This is a genomic window from Vibrio crassostreae (assembly GCF_041439375.1).
In the GTDB taxonomy this organism is placed as follows: domain Bacteria; phylum Pseudomonadota; class Gammaproteobacteria; order Enterobacterales; family Vibrionaceae; genus Vibrio; species Vibrio crassostreae_D.
In genome coordinates, this window is sequence record NZ_JBGONY010000027.1 from 47,725 (window position 1) to 63,904 (window position 16,180).

Below are 16,180 nucleotides of genomic sequence, written 5' to 3' on the forward strand. Positions count from 1 at the left end.
CTTTACTGGTTGTTCTTATAATAGACGTATAACTCGCTAGAATCTGGCAACCCATGCTGATTGAGTTGGTGGTGCTCTATAATCATGTCCACTTCTTTTAATATCGCGATACCTTCCCAAGCTTGTGCTAATTCCTGTTCGGTATGTTCGCCTTTACCTAGTAGAAGCGTGCCTTTGGCTTTGTTTGGGAGCTTAATTAAGGGCTTGTTTTTATTTAATTTTGACTGCTGAGTCGGGAAGCCAATCATGATTGTTGCTTCGCTGAAATCAGAGCTGATCTCTTGATAGATCACGATGACTTGTTGTTGTGCGATCTCCTCATCATTTGCTTCTAGGTTTTGGTAGAAATCGACCCACAGATCAGGTACATCCTCTAATGGAATCGTCTTGCTCAAACCTTGCAAAAAAGTCGTGTTTGCAGTGACTTGTGGTTTTTTAGCTACGGGCTTAGTTGCTTCTGACTGAGCTATTGCTGATTGAGTTACTGCCGTTTCAGCTGTTGATGCCTTTTTAATTGGCTGTGCTGTCGAATTAATTGGCTGCTCTGTCGATGCATCCGCAATCGCAGGTTGAATATGTAATACCCCCCAGACAAGACCAGTAATACCGACTGTCGTGAGTAATGAAGCGAATAATTTCATGCTCTTTCCTTGTTGTTCATTTTTCTTATCAAGGACAGTAAAGGAGGCGAGGTAAACAAAAGGTAACCGTGGGGGATTGTTTTGGTCAGAGAGTATTGGTGATTCATTAAAAAAGGCTCCTCAAATGAGGAGCCTTTGTTTTATCAAGAGTCTCTGTTTGTCATCTAAACAGAGTAGGGGGATTAAGCCTCTGCTGCTACTTTATCGCTGCTCATCTTTTTAAGAGCTGCGTAACCAAAGCCTGTTACTGCTGTACCTGCTGCAATCGCTACTAGGTACATAAGAACTGGAGAGATAGCGCCAGGAATCAGTAGTACGAACAAGCCGCCGTGTGGAGCCATTAGCTGAGCACCAAACATCATTGATAGAGCGCCAGTTAGTGCGCCACCTGCCATACAAGCTGGGATAACACGCATTGGATCTTTCGCTGCGAATGGGATTGCACCTTCAGAGATGAAACATAGACCAAGAACGAATGATGCTTTACCTGCTTCACGTTCGCCCGCTTCAAACTTGTCTTTCACTAGGAAAGTCGCAAGACCCATACCTAGAGCTGGAACCATACCTGCTGCCATGATTGCTGCCATTGGTGCGTAAGTTTGCGAAGCCAGTAGACCAACACCAAACGTGTAAGCCGCTTTGTTTACCGGGCCACCAAGGTCGAAACACATCATAGCGCCTAGAATCACACCCAGAAGAATCGCGTTAGACGTTCCCATGTTGTTTAGGAAAGTTGTCATTGCGCTCATCACGCCAGATACAGGGCCACCCACGATGTAAACCATCACAAGACCAGTGAACAAACTCGCGATAAACGGAATGATCAGGATAGGCTTAAGGGCTTCCATGGACTGTGGAAGTTGAACCTTGTCGGCAATGAATTTCGCTGCGTAACCGGCAATGAAACCTGCTGCGATACCACCTAGGAAACCTGCGCCCGTTGAGCTAGCCAACATACCGCCGATTAGACCTGGAGCCAGACCCGGACGGTCAGCAATTGAAAATGCAATGAAACCAGCAAGAACAGGAATCATCAGTGCGAATGCAGAACCACCACCGATAGTCATCAGTGCTGCTGCTAACGTGCCTTCTTCTTTAAACGCTTCGATACCGAATACGAAAGATAGTGCAATGATCAAACCACCCGCAACCACCACAGGAAGCATGTGTGAAACACCTGTCATTAGGTGCTTGTACACGCCTTTCTTCTCGTCAGCAGGTGCTGAATTTGAAGAAGCAGTGTGTTGGTATGGTTTAGCTTCTACGAATGCTTTTTCCATCTCTTGCTTTGTTTTCTTAAGCGCAGGACCCGTTGTCGTTTTGTACAGCGCTTTGCCGTTAAAACGATCAAGAGGAACGTCGATATCTGCTGCGATGATAACAAGATCAGCATCTGCAATTTCTTGGTCAGTCAGTTGGTTCTTCGCGCCGACAGAGCCGCGAGTTTCCACTTTAATTTGGTGACCTAGGCGTTTGCCTTCTGCTTCAAGCGCTTCAGCTGCCATAAAGGTGTGTGCAACACCAGTTGGGCAAGCGGTAATCGCTACGATCTTTTTGCTGCCCGTCGCTGGTGAAGTGCCAGTAACCGCAACTGTTTTTTCAACTTGAGAAGCGTCTAATACCGTTGCTTCTGCTGCCGCTTTCTCAAGAAATGCTTTTGCATCTGCTGTGCATTCAGAGATAGCTGCTTGGTACACTTTCTTACCGACAAAGCGCGCTTTATCAACGTTTGTGTTGGCTGCGATAACCACAACGTCGCTGCTGTCGATAGTGTCTTGCGATACGGTTGAGTCTGGTAGCACGCTTGATTGACATTCAATAGCGGCGTTCCAACCCAGTGCTTTTGTCGCTTGTTCTAACAAGCCTGCGGCGATGATGCTGTTTGCTACGCCACTAGGGCAAGCTGTGATAATGGTAATATTCATAATAAACCTTTTGTCCTATTTGCTTGTGTCTAACTGGCTAGTTGGAGCACTAAGCGACTGTAATTGGATATTTTGTAGTACTGATTCCAGCTCTTGTTGGCTGGTGATGCCCACGCCTACCTGTGAAACTGCTAGAGCAGATAGGGCGGTTGCGAATTTAATAAGTTCTGGTTTTGGCATCTGTTGCATGTGACCCCAACATAGGCCAGCAACCAATGTGTCACCTGCGCCTACCGTGCTTACCACTTGCATACGCGGCGGTTGAGCATGTAACCATTCACCTTGGTTTAGCCACATCACGCCTTCTGCGCCAAGTGACACCACGATGTTTTCAATACCTTTTTCACTTAGGGCTTGGCCTGCGTGTTGGCATTGGTCACGTGTTGTCAGTTCTGCGTTGAACAGCTGAGACAGCTCTTCGTCGTTTGGCTTAATCAGCCAAGGTTGTGCATTGATACCGGCTTTAAGTGCGTCACGGCTGCTATCAAATAGCACCTTCTTACCTAAATCGTGTAAGCGTTGAACCCAAGAAGCGCAAAGCTCAGGAGAGATGCCTTGTGGCAAGCTGCCTGCAATTACGAAGTAATCGTGGTCTTCAGCCAGTTCTAATAAGGTTTCTTCGAACGCTTTAATCGCGTCAGCATCAACAGGAACACCTGGGAAGTTGATGTCGCTTACTTGGCCTGAATTTTCTACCAATTTCACGTTGATACGAGTCGCGCCGTCGACACGGATGAAGCGGTCAGTTGCGCCCATCTGTTCGAACAATTGGCAGAACGCTTCTTCGTTATTGCGACCAAGGAAACCCGTTACGGTCACTTTAGCTCCAAGCTCTGAAAGTACTTTTGCTACGTTTACGCCTTTGCCCGCTGCGTGCAAAGAGCCTTTGTTTACTAGGCTAACTGAACCTATATTTAGTGCGTCGATAGCACCTGTCAGGTCTAGGGCAGGGTTTAGCGTTACGGTAACGGCTTTGATTTGTTTATCAGACATATCGATTCCTTAACCTTCACCAAGGCCTGAAGCGATAGCTTTGCCAATCGATTCAAGTGCTTGTGCTGCATCTTCACCTTCAGCAACAAACTGAAGCTGGTGGCCGTGTTTAACGCCAAGCGCGATTACTTTCATCAAGCTCTTCGCGTTCACTTCTTTTCCGTCGCCATCTAGGTTTGAAACGCGGATTGTTGATTCAAACTTCTTCGCTTCAGCGACTAGCATTGCACCCGGACGAGCGTGCAGGCCGTGTGCGTTTTTGATTTTGAATACTGCGCAATTGTCATCGTCTTGAGAAGCTGTAGAAACCGCTTCACCTTTCAGAAGGCCAATCACTTGTGCAATATCAGCGGTTAACAGTTGTTGCTGTTTACCTTCGAAAACCATCTTGCTTAGGTTTGCTAGAATCGATTGGTGCGCGCTGTTACAAGCGGCGAATGCAACAAGTGCTTTAACAGGTGTGCCTTCGTACTCACAATGGTTTGCCGTTGAAACAAACGATACGCCAGTGCGAGTTACACCTTTATCGCTGCCCAACAACCACAAGCCTTGGCCTAGGTGAGTCGGTGTTTTTGTTACTAGGTCAGCAACGAATGCGTTGTCTGTACAACCTGTGTTCTTAAGTAGGCCGCCCGCCACTGCCGACATTTGAACCATGTCGCTCGCAGGGAACAGTAGCTGAACTAAAGAAGCGTCTAGGTCGGCTTCTAGTTGAACTTCGCCGTTAAGTAGGGCGATGATTTCGTCTTCTGATTTCGCTTGCTTTAATTTCTCTTCAACGCCGTCTGCCGCTAGCACTTTCGTTAGCTGCTTAAGAATGCCTAAGTGCTCGTCTGATTTCGCTGCAATACCAATTGCTACGTAAACACGGTTGCCGTCTGCCCAATCAATGCCTTCAGGGAAGTGGTGTACCGCAACGCCTGTCTCTTTTACTAGGCCACGCGTGTCAGTGGTGCCGTGAGGAATCGCGATGCCGTTACCTAGGAACGTTGAGTTCTGGTTTTCACGGTTCAGCATTCCTTCAACGTAACCAGAGTCAACTAAACCTTTCGCGGTTAGGTCGCCAGCAATGTTCTGGATAGCTTTGAATTTGTCATCGGCCGTTTGACCAAGAGTGATGTCAGATTTTGATAATTTAAGCATGGTGCCTCTTTAGCGTATCGCTTGAGAATTTGTGTATCGCTACGATTCAGTCTAGAGCAAGAATTAGTGAACTTTACTCGTTGCTTTGCTCTTTGTTTTACTTTAGCTGAATCGGTTCAGCATTCAGTGTGAAAAAATTCAGCAAAGCCGATTTTGTTAACCAAAATAGTTTTGCTGCGTGTCGTAATTTCAGTTTCATTCATAGCGAGAAGTTGAATCACGACAAATGATGTTCAATCCATTCAAAAGGATGATTGAAGTCACTTTTCAGATTTTGCTGAATCCTTTCAGCTTTTATACTGAATCGATTCAGCATATAATTCAACTAATCCAAGGATCAGAAGATTGGTTATATGATCCTACGCACAAAATACAGGTCACCCATATGACACTAGATGAGATTGCCAAACTAGCCGGTGTGTCGAAAACCACAGCCAGTTATGTGATTAACGGCAAGGCGCAGAAATACAGAATCAGTGAGAAGACTCAGCAGAAAGTAATGGCGGTTGTCGACCAGTATAACTACCGTCCAGACCATGCTGCTTCATCGCTGCGTGCTGGTAATAGCCGTTCATTTGGTTTGATTATTCCTGATCTGGAAAACAGCAGTTACGCGCGTTTAGCAAAGTTGATAGAGCAGAACTCACGTAAAGTGGGCTATCAAATCCTGATTGGTTGTTCTGATGATGACGCCGAAACCGAACGTAAAGTAGCGGAAGCGTTGGTGAGCCGTCGTATTGATGCTTTGCTGGTGGCGAGCTCTATGCCAGACGCTAACGAGTTTTACTTGAAGCTGCAAAACTCAGGTACACCCGTAATCGCGATTGACCGTCCGTTAGACGATGAACATTTTGCTTGCGTGATCAGTGAGGACTTTGAAGCCGCGTTTGAACTGACGCATTCAATCCTTGATGACAGTATTCACAGTGTCGGCTTGATAGGCGCATTGCCAGACCTGAACATTTCACGCGAACGTCAGTTGGGTTTTGAAGCGGCGAATAAGGCGCATACGTTGCAAACAGGGCTAAAAGATAACAAGCCGATGGTTGTGGGTTACGGTGAGCACTTTGACCGTGAATCTGGACGAGAAGTGTTTGAAGAGTGGATTGCTAAAGGTACAGTCCCTGATGCGATCGTCACTATGTCTTACACCTTACTGGAAGGTGTGCTTGATGTGATGGTCGAAAAGCCAGAGCTAGTGAATCAGGTGAAGCTGGCGACATTTGGTGATAACCGTTTGTTGGATTTCTTACCCTTTAAAGTTCATTCACTGCCGCAGCAATTCGAAGTCATCGCAGACAGCGCGTTTGCCTTGGCGCTAAATGCTTCCGCTAAGCGTTACCAGTCGGGCATCGAACTGGTGCCGAGAAGCTTAGTGAAGCGAGGTTAGCTTGAGCTCAGCGGTTAGCTAGGACTAAGCAGCTAACTAGAACTAAAGCGGTTAACTAGGACTAAGTTTTTAACTAGGCCTAAGCTTTTAACTAGGACTAAGCAATAAGCCTAACTCTACGATAGCGACCACGCCGAGTAACAGGGCCAACACCTTCCAAAACTGGATTGGATTTCGGTTTATCAATGGCTGCTTGGCTTTGTGTTTCATTAGGTTTTGATTGGGGGTGTAGAGATCGGCGACAAAATCACCCAAAATCGGGTATCGCTCGTTAGGTGATTCAGCACACGCCTTTTGTAACACCAAATCAATCCAAGCTGGTAAATCTGTTCGCTTTTGTGTCAGCGGCTGGTATTCCCATTGATGGTGGCGAGATTGTTTTAGAGATTGAGCGCTCATCTCAGAGTAGGGCAACTCGCCTGTTAGCATCTCATAACCAATCACAGCGATAGAGAACAAATCCGAGCTTGTCGTGGCCGTGTTGTATTTAATACTTTCTGGAGCGATGTAATTCACTGCGCCGAGTGGCGTGGGATCTTTGTCTGCTTGTTCTCCCTCCTCAATTCCCCTGACTAACACCGCACCAAGGTCGATGATTTTGATGTTGCCATCGCGTTGGATCATGATGTTCTCGGGCTTTAAGTCTCTGTGAACCATGTCGGCACGTTGTAATACACGAATACCTTGTGTGATTTTTTCTAGGATCTCGCGAACCTGTTCGAGCGGAGGCTTAGGGTTGTCGTACATCCATTGCCTTAGCGTCACCCCTTCAACCCATTCACAAATTTGATATAGGAATTGAGAGTGTTCAGGCGTTGGGTAAACCTTCATTACTTTCTTGTTATTCAACAAGATACCTGCCCATTGCTCGTTAAAGAAAGCTCTCAGCTGTGCTGGGTCGTCATGATATTGAACCGACGGTACTTTGAGTACGAACTCTGTTTGTGTCTCTTTTTGCATGACTCGGTATACGTGACTTCTAGATCCAGCATACAACACCTCAAGCACCATAAAGTTGTCGATACTTTGCCCAAGCTTTAAAGCGGGTGGGATGGCACGTTTAGCCAGCTTCTCATGGAATTCAATGAGCGAAGGTTTAGGTAGATGACTTATTTGAACAATCAAGCAGCTTACGTTGTCCGAACTGTTGTGGCTTAACGCTGTGTTACATATGGTTTGAGCGGCGTATTCGAAATCCACTCCGGGCTTATCGATGTGTTCTTTAAAGGTATTTGGAGACACAAACTCGTGTACACCATCAGATGTCAGGATAAAACAGTCGTTTTTTTTAATAGGAAGCGTTTGATAGTCAACGTTGAGTTGGTTATCCATGCCTAAGGCGCGTGTTAGATAATGCTTCTGTCCCATATTTTTACGCGTGTGGTCGCGGGTCAGTTGGCGCAATTCTCCATCTCTTAGTAAGTAGATACGGCTGTCGCCCACGTGGAAGATATGCGCGGTGTTTGATTTGAGTATCACGCTGCTGAACGTCGAAACGAGGGCATTGTGGTTCACTTGTTGTGCGGGATGAATATTAGAAACAGACGTGTTGAAGAGCCAAGAATTGAGGGACGTTAAGACCTTTTGCGCCGAACGTTGGATGCTCCAGCTTTGGGGAGTTGCGTAATAGTCGTCGATAAACTGCATCACGCTGGTGTGACTGGCTTTCTGGCCGTGTTCACTGCAACTTGCGCCGTCTGCTATGCAGGCAACACTGCCTTTCAACTCTTGCTCTGCGCGAGTTTTTGGGTGTTTTACAATGATGGCATCTTGGTTTTCATCTCGTACGCCTTGATTCGAATAACCACCAAACTTAAGCGTTAACTGGTTGTTGGATTCTGGCGTGATGACTTGCCCTTGGCTGAATGAAATTGTCATAACTGGTCTTCTTCTTAACTGCTCTTCTTCCCGCTTCCTTGACAGAACATCCTAGGAAGAACAAAAGCCCTAGTGAACTTAGAGCCTTTGAACGAAGCACCTAGCATTGATGTATCCGCTAAGGTGCTTCTCCCGATTCAATAATATCAATGCTTCATAGTACAGACCTAGCTTGAAACATTAATCAGCGTGACACTGCCATCGTCGTTTACTTCGGCGATTTGACCGTTAGGCTCTTCCATGAACAGTAGAGTCACAAAGCCAAGTACCGCTGTTGCAGCAATCACTAAGAAGAAGGTTTGGTAGCTCACGAATGACAACACAGTTAGGTAAACTACTGCACCCACGTTACCGTAAGCGCCCGTCATACCTGCAATTTGACCTGTCATACGACGCTTGATTAGAGGAACCGTTGCGAATACCGCACCTTCACCCGCTTGCACGAAGAAAGAACACGCCATCGCCGCAACAACCGCTAGCCATACAGGCCATGTGCTGTCGACTTGACCCATTGCGAAGTAACCCACAGCAAGACCAATCGTTAGAATAAGCAGTGTTGGTTTACGACCGAATTTATCTGAAATCCAACCACCACCTGGGCGAGACATTAGGTTCATAAAGGCATAAGCCGATGCAACCATACCTGCAAGAACCGGTGTTAATTCAAAGGTTTCAGAGAAGAACAGTGGCAGCATAGAAACCACAGCCAGTTCAGAACCAAATGTTGCGAAGTACAATACGTTAAGTACCGCTACTTGCTTGAACTTGTACTGGTGAATCTCAGGCACTTCTTCTTTAAATACGTTCTTGTTTACTTTCCAAACTTGCGACACTTCGTACACGTAAAGTGCTGCTAAACCTGCATACACAGAGTAAACCGCCATGTCAGACAACATGTTGATGTTGCTTGGTGATAGCTTCCAAGTCAGTAGCGCTAAAGCGGCATACATAGGGATCTTCATAATAAGTAGGAAGAAAAAGTCACCCTTTGATGTCACTTCCATTGCTGTTACTTGAGCAGGCTTGAAATAAGTCGAACCTTTTGGTGTATCTGACACGTTTTTGTAGAAGATAAACGAGAACGCTAAGCTCATTACGCCGGTAATACCGACCGCATAACGCCAGCCGTCTTCACCACCAAACGCTAGAGCGAGAGTTGGAAGTGTGAACGCCGCTGCTGCTGAACCGAAGTTACCCCAACCGCCGTAAATACCTTCTGCAGTACCCAGTTCGTTGTGTGGGAACCATTCAGACACAAGACGAATACCGACAACGAAACCTGCACCAATGAAGCCCAGTAGGAAACGAGCGATTGCTGCTTGAATGAAAGAGTCTGCCAGAGCAAACATGAAACAAGGGATAGAACAGACCGCGAGTAGCGAAGAGTAAACCAACCTTGGGCCGTATCTATCGGTTAGCATGCCTATTGCGACACGTGCCGGAATGGTCAATGCAACGTTGAGGATCAGGAGGGTTTTGATCTCTTCAGTAGAAAGACCAAGCGTAGTTTTTACCATTTGCAGTAGTGGGGCAAAGTTGAACCACACAACAAAGGTAATGAAAAAGGCCATCCAGCTTAGGTGTAAGACTTTCATCTTACCCGTAAATGAAAGCAGCGAAAATTTAGTGTTATCCATGGTTTAAATCCTTTAAATCTGGAAAATTACCCGGTTTGTGCACCTGCGTTACTTCCGAACTTAGAACGCTTTTAATGTGCATAAACCCTGTGCCGAAATTGCGCACGCTAATAAGCGTTTGCATGATGGTGTCGGCGGTTTAGTTAACTGGCGATAGCAAGTGGTGCGAGAACTTGAACTTGTTCTCCTTGCTTGCGAACTTCAAATTTCACGAGCTTGAGCTCAGGCTGTTCAAGACATTCGCCAGTTTCTAAGTGGTAATGCTGCTTGTATAAGGGTGAGGCCACGTAAGGTTCTCCACTTAATGAACCAATTATACCACGTGACATCACATTCGCCTTGCCGATAGGGTCGTAATTAGAGAGCCCATAAAGCGTGTCGCTGCGCTTGCAGTAAAAAATAGCCACTTGGTTATCGTCTACTTTGGCGCAAATTCCCCCGTTTGGGGTTAGATCGCTGGTGCTGCATACGGTTGTCCAATTTTCCATGACTTTCTCCTAGTCTAAAATTGAGTTTTTATTTTTTTATTGATGAACCTGATGAACCTGATGAACCTGATGAAATTTATGAAACCTCAGTCACTTCGATTTGGTCTGCTTTAGCGAGCTTTTCATCGCGTTTTGAATTCGAAGCATCACTCAAGCTCGGCTTAGGAAAACGCTGCTCTCGCTCTTTGATGAAAGAGAGGCTAGTGTCCATTTCTTCACTGTTGATGTAGTGCTGGAAGCGCTTCATCTTCTCAGGGTTTTCAATGGTGGTTTTCCATTCACACTGGTACTTCTCGATGTTGAGTGCGATGTCCGCTTCGAGTTCTTCAGCCACGTTGAGCTTGTCTTCAATCACGACTTGCTTGAGGTATTCAATGCCGCCTTCGAGGTTCTCCATCCATACCGATGTACGCTGTAAGCGGTCTGCGGTACGTGTGTAGAACATCAAAACGCGGTCGATGTATTTAAGGAGTGTGGTTTCGTCTAAATCAGTGGCGAATAGGTCTGCATGACGAGGACGCATACCGCCGTTACCACAGATGTAGAGGTTCCAACCTTTGTCGGTGGCGATAACACCAATGTCTTTCGATTGGGCTTCTGCACATTCACGAGTACAGCCTGAAACCGCAAACTTGATCTTGTGTGGTGAACGCAGGCCTTTGTAGCGGTTCTCAAGTCGAATCGCTAAGCCAACACTGTCGTCGACACCGTATCGACACCAAGTGCTACCGACACAAGATTTCACGGTACGAACCGATTTACCGTAGGCGTGGCCCGTTTCAAAACCTGCATCAATCAGCTTTTTCCAGATGATAGGCAGTTCGTTAAGCTGTGCGCCAAACAAGTCGACACGCTGACCGCCCGTGATTTTGGTGTACAGGTCGAACTCTTTAGCGACTTCGCCTAAAACAATCAATTTATCTGGAGTGATTTCACCGCCAGCAATACGCGGAACTACCGAGTAAGTGCCGTCTTTTTGCATGTTGCCAAGGTAGATGTCATTGGTGTCTTGCAGCTCGATATGTTGATCTTCAAGGATGTAATCGTTCCAGTACGAAGCCAGAATCGAACCGACAGCCGGTTTACACACAGTACAGCCCAATCCGTTGCCGTGAGAATCTAACAGCTCGTCGAAGGTCTTGATTTTGTTGACGCGAATGATGTCGGTAAGCTCTTGGCGAGAATAAGCAAAGTGCTCACAGATATCGTTAGAGACTTCCACACCTAGGTTACTTAGCTCGCTATCGAGAACCTGTTTAGCAAGGGCAGAACAACCGCCACAACCTGTTGAAGCATTCGTGGTTTCTTTCAATGCAGCCATCGTGGTGCAGCCTGCTGAAACGGCCTCTTTAATATCGCCTTTGGTCACATCAAAACATGAACAGATCACAGCGCTATCAGGCAGAGCTTCAACACCCATTGCAGAGCCAGAATCATCGGCCACGTTAGGTAAAATTAGCACTGATGGGTTTTCAGGAAGGGGCATATCATTTTGCTTGATTTGCAGTAGCGAACCGTAGGCTTCTGCATCACCGACCAATACTGCACCGACAATCTTTGTGCCGTCAGCCGAAATGATCAGGCGCTTATAAACTTGTTCAATTTCATCGTTATAAGTATACGATTGAGCACCTTCTGTCTTGCCGTGTACTTCGCCAATACTGGCCACATCGACGCCAAGCAGTTTGAGCTTGGTGCTCATGTCTGCGCCAGTGAATGCAGCGTCGTCAGTACCGTCAGAGACAATATGCGAAGCCGCGATTTTTGCCATCGAATAACCGGGAGCCACTAAGCCGAAGATCTTGTTATCCCAAAGGGCACATTCACCAATCGCGTAGACGTTGTCGATGTTGGTTTGACAGTGATTGTTGATCACAATACCGCCACGCTCGCCAATCTCGACATCAGAGCTTCTTGCCAGCTCATCTTGAGGGCGAATACCGGCAGAGAATACGATCATATCGGTTTCTAAATGGGTGCCATCGGCGAAGTTCATGCGGTAGCGAGCGTTTTCACCGTCGACTATTTCAGAGGTCGCTTTCTCGGTATGAACTTGCACACCAAGGTCTTCAATCTTTCTGCGCAGTAGGGCACCGCCACCGTCATCTAATTGAACGGCCATTAGGCGAGGCGCGAATTCAACCACATGGGTTTCTAAGCCAAGGTTTTTGACTGCGTTTGCGGCCTCTAAGCCAAGCAGACCACCACCAATCACCACGCCAGATTTGCTGCCTTTGCTTGAAAGCTCGATGGCGTCTAAGTCTTCGATGGTGCGATAAACGTGACAGTGTTCTTGGTCGTTACCGGGAATAGGGGGAACAAAAGGGAAAGAGCCCGTCGCCAAGATTAGCTTGTCGTAACTTTCAACATGACCACTTTCAGTGATGACTTGTTGATTGGCGGTGTCTAGCTTGGCAACCTTCTGGTTCAACAAGTAGTTCACGCCGTTGCTTTGGTAATACTCTTCACTGGTCAATGACAGGTCATCAGCGCTTTTACCATTAAAGTAAGCCGTTAGCTGAACACGGTCGTAGGCCAGCCTTGGCTCTTCACTAAAAGTAATCACATCAAACTCATCACTGTCTGATTGCAGGATGTTGTCGATAAATTTGTGTCCAACCATGCCGTTACCAACAACGACGATTTTCTTCTTGCTCATAATCCATTCCTTATTCTCGGCATCACCATCACTAGCATCTAATTTCTAGTCGTTAGCAGATGAATACCGGGTTGAGATTCCACTCAATTCATAATCATCAAGAAAAACAAAAATGTTTTTTCTAAGTCTTGGTTTTTAGTGGAGCAAGGAGGGTGCCAGATTTTGAGTTGTTCATTTAAATAAAATTTAATCTATATTTTTCAGTGTTTTAAAAATTTCAGGTGGCACGTAATTACCCCTAAAGTGGTATGTGAATTTTTTGTTAGATTTATATAAATGAGCGTTTGTGGTGCAACTTTCCGCAAGATGGTGCAAAAATTAAGTTTCTATCTTGGTTAAGTTCAATTTTGTTCAGCGTTGATATTTTTAATTTTGTTAAGCTATTGTTTTTAAATTAAAATATTTCAATTTGGCAGATTGGTGTTAAGTGGCGTGCTATTTGCTTGGTTTGAATTATTACAGTTATGGATAATTGAGCGAGAAACGGATGACCGATTCAAACAGCGGCTGGATAAAATCAACCTGTGCTTATTGTGGTGTAGGGTGTGGAATAGAGGCGAGACCGACATCGCTAGGGAAACTAGAAGTACGTGGTGATAAAGATCATCCATCAAACTATGGAAAGCTATGTACTAAAGGGATCGCGCTCGGCGATACCGTTACGCCTTTAGGCCGTCTTACACAGCCTGCTTATATTCAGAATGAGCAAAAACAAGAACTGGATTGGAGCAGTGCCACTCAGTTGGTCGCAGACAAATTTAATCAAACCATCGAAGAATTTGGGGCCGATTCGGTTGCGTTCTATGTGTCTGGTCAGCTGCTTACCGAAGACTATTACGTTGCCAATAAACTGATGAAAGGCTTCATCGGCAGTGGCAACATCGACAGTAATTCTAGGCTGTGTATGGCTTCAACCGTGGTCGGGCATAAGCGTGCATTTGGTGCAGACACAGTGCCGGTTTGTTATGAAGATCTTGAGCAAGCCGATCTGGTTGTGATCACAGGATCCAACCTAGCATGGTGTCACCCGGTACTTTTCCAAAGGTTAAGAGCCGCGAAACAAGCCAACCCTGCATTGAAAGTCATCGTCATCGACCCGCGTTATACCGACACCTGTGAAATCGCAGACATTCACTTGGCATTGGAATCTGGCTCAGATGTCGCGTTGTTCAATGGTTTATTAGGCTATCTCGACGATAACGACAAGCTAGATGTAGACTACATAGAAAATCACACCCAAGGCTTTACTGAGTCGATTCGATCTGCGACTCACTACCGTTATACAGAGTCAGGTTATACCGAATCAGGCTGGGGCGACAAAAGTGTTCCTGAACTTACAGGGTTAACAGAGCAGCAGCTAAAACAGTTCTACAGTTTGTTTGCATCGAACGAGAAGGTGCTGACCATTTACTCCCAAGGCGTGAACCAATCGACACAAGGGTGCGATAAGGTAAACGCCATTATTAACTGCCATTTAGCCACCGGGAAAATTGGCAAGCCGGGCATGGGGCCATTCTCTGTAACGGGCCAGCCGAACGCGATGGGCGGGCGAGAAGTGGGCGGTTTAGCCAATACCTTAGCGGCGCACTTTGAATTTGGTGATCCGCAATCACACCAAACGGTGAGCGAGTTCTGGCAAACCGACAGCTTAGCCACACATGCGGGTTTAAAAGCGATTGACCTGTTTGATGCCATGAATGAAGGCAAAATCAAAGCTGTGTGGATCATGGCGACCAACCCAGTCGTGAGTTTGCCTGACAGTGAAAAGATCAAAGCCGCATTAGAGAAGTGCCCGTTTGTGGTGGTGTCTGATTGTATTGCCGATACGGAAACCACTCGCTTGGCCGATGTGGTGCTGCCCGCGCAAGGGTGGAGCGAGAAGTCGGGCACTGTGACTAACTCTGAACGCCGAATCTCACGCCAGCGCCGTGTTTTACCAAGCCCTGGGGAAGCCAAACCCGATTGGTGGATATTAAAAGAAGTCGCACAAAAAATGGGATTCAAAGAGCAATTCGAGTTCCGCCACGAAGGTGAGATCTTCAAAGAGTATTGCGAGATGACAGCGCTCGGCAATGAAACAGGTAAAGCGCGAGACTTGTGCTTAATTGGACTCACGCAACTGGATGAGAAAGGTTATGGCGAACTCACTCCACAGCAATGGCCAGTGCTTGAGTATCAACCAGAGATCATTGAGCAGCGCATGTTCACCAATGGCGAGTTCTTTACAGAGTCTGGCAAAGCACAGTTTATTGCAGTTGAGCACGATAAACCGATTGCCGATACCAGCCTTGAATTCCCACTTATCATGAACACAGGTCGAATCCGAGACCAATGGCACACCATGAGCCGTACAGGCTTGGCCGCAGGCTTAGGTGAACACACCCCAGAACCGTTTGTTGCCATGCACCCAGATACCGTTTCAGAACTGAACTTGGATGAATTTGGGCTAGATGCTTTCAACCACGCGACCATTAATCCAGTGGTGAAAGTGCGCAGCGCACAAGGGGAATGCCAAGCACGATTAGTGGTGACCAAAGAGATGCGCCGTGAACAAGTTTTCATGCCTATCCATTGGAATGCACCGACCGCCAAAGACAGCAAGCCGTGTGACTTGATCTTACCTCATACCGATGCCGCATCAGGCCAACCAGAGTTCAAACATACACCTGTTGTTGTAGAGCCGTGTGGTTACCGCAGTGAAGCTGCACTGGTCAGCGACAAGGTGATGGATTGCAGTGGCTTTGATTACTGGGTGCGCCAAAGAGTGGAGGGCGGTTTTCTGTATCGCATCTCATCATCTAAGAACCCAATGGAGCTGGTGATTCAACTTGCCAACACACTCGATGCCTTACCAGAGCCCAACGCTGAGGCGATTAAATCACTCCATTACCACGGCAATAAATCGTTTAAGAACTATGGCTCTGCCAAGCTGGATCAGTCTGGCGTAAAGCAAGCCTTCGTGGTGAACAGTAAGCTAGACCATGAAAGCATCGATTGGTTGGTGGAATGCCTAACCCGAGAAGCCGATGAAGAGTTCGAAGCCGAGTTTTTGAGCACTATGGCGAAGTAGTTATTACCTTTCACTCACCATAGCTAAAGCAAAAACGCCGACAATCATGTTGGCGTTTTTGTTTGAGAATACAACTTCCAAGATACAACCTTCATAGCCTGAACTGCGGTTTACTCACATATTGAGGGTTTTTCTACATTTTGCAGAAACTATATGGAAAATTTCTGCTTTTGGTCATGTTTGATACGAAGATAAGTAGGTAAGATGATGTTATTAAATGGGTTATTGGGCTAAGTGCAGCGAGTCTTGGAAACTAGACAGAATTGTTTCAGGGACAAAATGCAGAATTATTCTGTCTAATATAGCTGTTGAACTAAGCCGCTTCGCGGAGGACTTTCCTCTCACTTATCCGATAG

The 16,180-nt window shown here is 46.5% G+C and carries 10 protein-coding genes; 2 read left to right on the forward strand and 8 right to left on the reverse strand.

Features of this window, described 5'->3' with window-relative positions:
- Window positions 1-2: 2 nt before the first annotated feature.
- The 4 genes from ACED45_RS12985 to fruB form a co-directional block, all read right to left on the reverse strand.
- Window positions 3-641 (reverse strand): hypothetical protein, encoded by a 639-nt coding sequence (locus ACED45_RS12985; protein WP_371714199.1) that lies wholly within the window; start codon window positions 639-641, stop codon window positions 3-5.
- Between the two features lie 182 nt (window positions 642-823).
- Window positions 824-2,566: a PTS fructose transporter subunit IIBC gene (gene fruA, locus ACED45_RS12990; RefSeq protein ID WP_371714200.1), complete on the reverse strand. Its 1,743-nt coding sequence runs from the start codon at window positions 2,564-2,566 to the stop codon at window positions 824-826.
- A 15-nt stretch (window positions 2,567-2,581) separates the two neighbouring features.
- A complete protein-coding gene (gene pfkB, locus ACED45_RS12995) occupies window positions 2,582-3,559 on the reverse strand; it encodes a 1-phosphofructokinase (protein ID WP_371714201.1) in 978 nt (325 codons plus the stop codon).
- Window positions 3,560-3,568: 9 nt separating this feature from the next.
- Window positions 3,569-4,702, reverse strand: coding sequence for a fused PTS fructose transporter subunit IIA/HPr protein (gene fruB, locus ACED45_RS13000; protein WP_004730295.1), 1,134 nt, complete (start codon window positions 4,700-4,702; stop codon window positions 3,569-3,571).
- Between the two features lie 385 nt (window positions 4,703-5,087).
- On the opposite strand from fruB, the gene cra reads away from it, so the two are divergent.
- Window positions 5,088-6,092, forward strand: a complete 1,005-nt coding sequence (cra, locus tag ACED45_RS13005; protein ID WP_371714202.1) for a catabolite repressor/activator — start codon at window positions 5,088-5,090, stop codon at window positions 6,090-6,092.
- An 87-nt stretch (window positions 6,093-6,179) separates the two neighbouring features.
- Here cra and ACED45_RS13010 read toward each other — a convergent pair whose 3' ends face one another.
- From ACED45_RS13010 to nirB, 4 genes are all read right to left on the reverse strand, one after another.
- Window positions 6,180-7,970 carry a protein kinase domain-containing protein gene (locus ACED45_RS13010; protein WP_371714203.1) on the reverse strand — a complete coding sequence of 597 codons (1,791 nt, stop codon included), beginning with the start codon at window positions 7,968-7,970 and terminating at the stop codon, window positions 6,180-6,182.
- A gap of 167 nt (window positions 7,971-8,137) precedes the next feature.
- Window positions 8,138-9,607: a NarK family nitrate/nitrite MFS transporter gene (locus ACED45_RS13015; RefSeq protein ID WP_017060867.1), complete on the reverse strand. Its 1,470-nt coding sequence runs from the start codon at window positions 9,605-9,607 to the stop codon at window positions 8,138-8,140.
- A 143-nt stretch (window positions 9,608-9,750) separates the two neighbouring features.
- Window positions 9,751-10,095: a nitrite reductase small subunit NirD gene (nirD, locus tag ACED45_RS13020; protein WP_012600889.1), complete on the reverse strand. Its 345-nt coding sequence runs from the start codon at window positions 10,093-10,095 to the stop codon at window positions 9,751-9,753.
- Between the two features lie 76 nt (window positions 10,096-10,171).
- Window positions 10,172-12,754, reverse strand: a complete 2,583-nt coding sequence (gene nirB / locus ACED45_RS13025) for a nitrite reductase large subunit NirB (protein WP_268671214.1) — start codon at window positions 12,752-12,754, stop codon at window positions 10,172-10,174.
- 472 nt (window positions 12,755-13,226) lie between these two features.
- Here nirB and ACED45_RS13030 point away from each other — a divergent pair, with 472 nt between their 5' ends.
- Window positions 13,227-15,824, forward strand: coding sequence for a molybdopterin oxidoreductase family protein (locus ACED45_RS13030; RefSeq protein WP_371714204.1), 2,598 nt, complete (start codon window positions 13,227-13,229; stop codon window positions 15,822-15,824).
- The last annotated feature ends 356 nt before the right edge of the window (window positions 15,825-16,180 follow it).

Bases quoted from the DNA above. Each gene is read 5' to 3' on its own strand.
- ACED45_RS12985 (WP_371714199.1), bottom strand. From the start codon at position 641: ATGAAATTATTCGCTTCATTACTCACGACAGTCGGTATTACTGGTCTT.
- fruA (WP_371714200.1), bottom strand. From the start codon at position 2,566: ATGAATATTACCATTATCACAGCTTGCCCTAGTGGCGTAGCAAACAGC.
- pfkB (WP_371714201.1), bottom strand. From the start codon at position 3,559: ATGTCTGATAAACAAATCAAAGCCGTTACCGTAACGCTAAACCCTGCC.
- fruB (WP_004730295.1), bottom strand. From the start codon at position 4,702: ATGCTTAAATTATCAAAATCTGACATCACTCTTGGTCAAACGGCCGAT.
- cra (WP_371714202.1), top strand. From the start codon at position 5,088: ATGACACTAGATGAGATTGCCAAACTAGCCGGTGTGTCGAAAACCACA.
- ACED45_RS13010 (WP_371714203.1), bottom strand. From the start codon at position 7,970: ATGACAATTTCATTCAGCCAAGGGCAAGTCATCACGCCAGAATCCAAC.
- ACED45_RS13015 (WP_017060867.1), bottom strand. From the start codon at position 9,607: ATGGATAACACTAAATTTTCGCTGCTTTCATTTACGGGTAAGATGAAA.
- nirD (WP_012600889.1), bottom strand. From the start codon at position 10,095: ATGGAAAATTGGACAACCGTATGCAGCACCAGCGATCTAACCCCAAAC.
- nirB (WP_268671214.1), bottom strand. From the start codon at position 12,754: ATGAGCAAGAAGAAAATCGTCGTTGTTGGTAACGGCATGGTTGGACAC.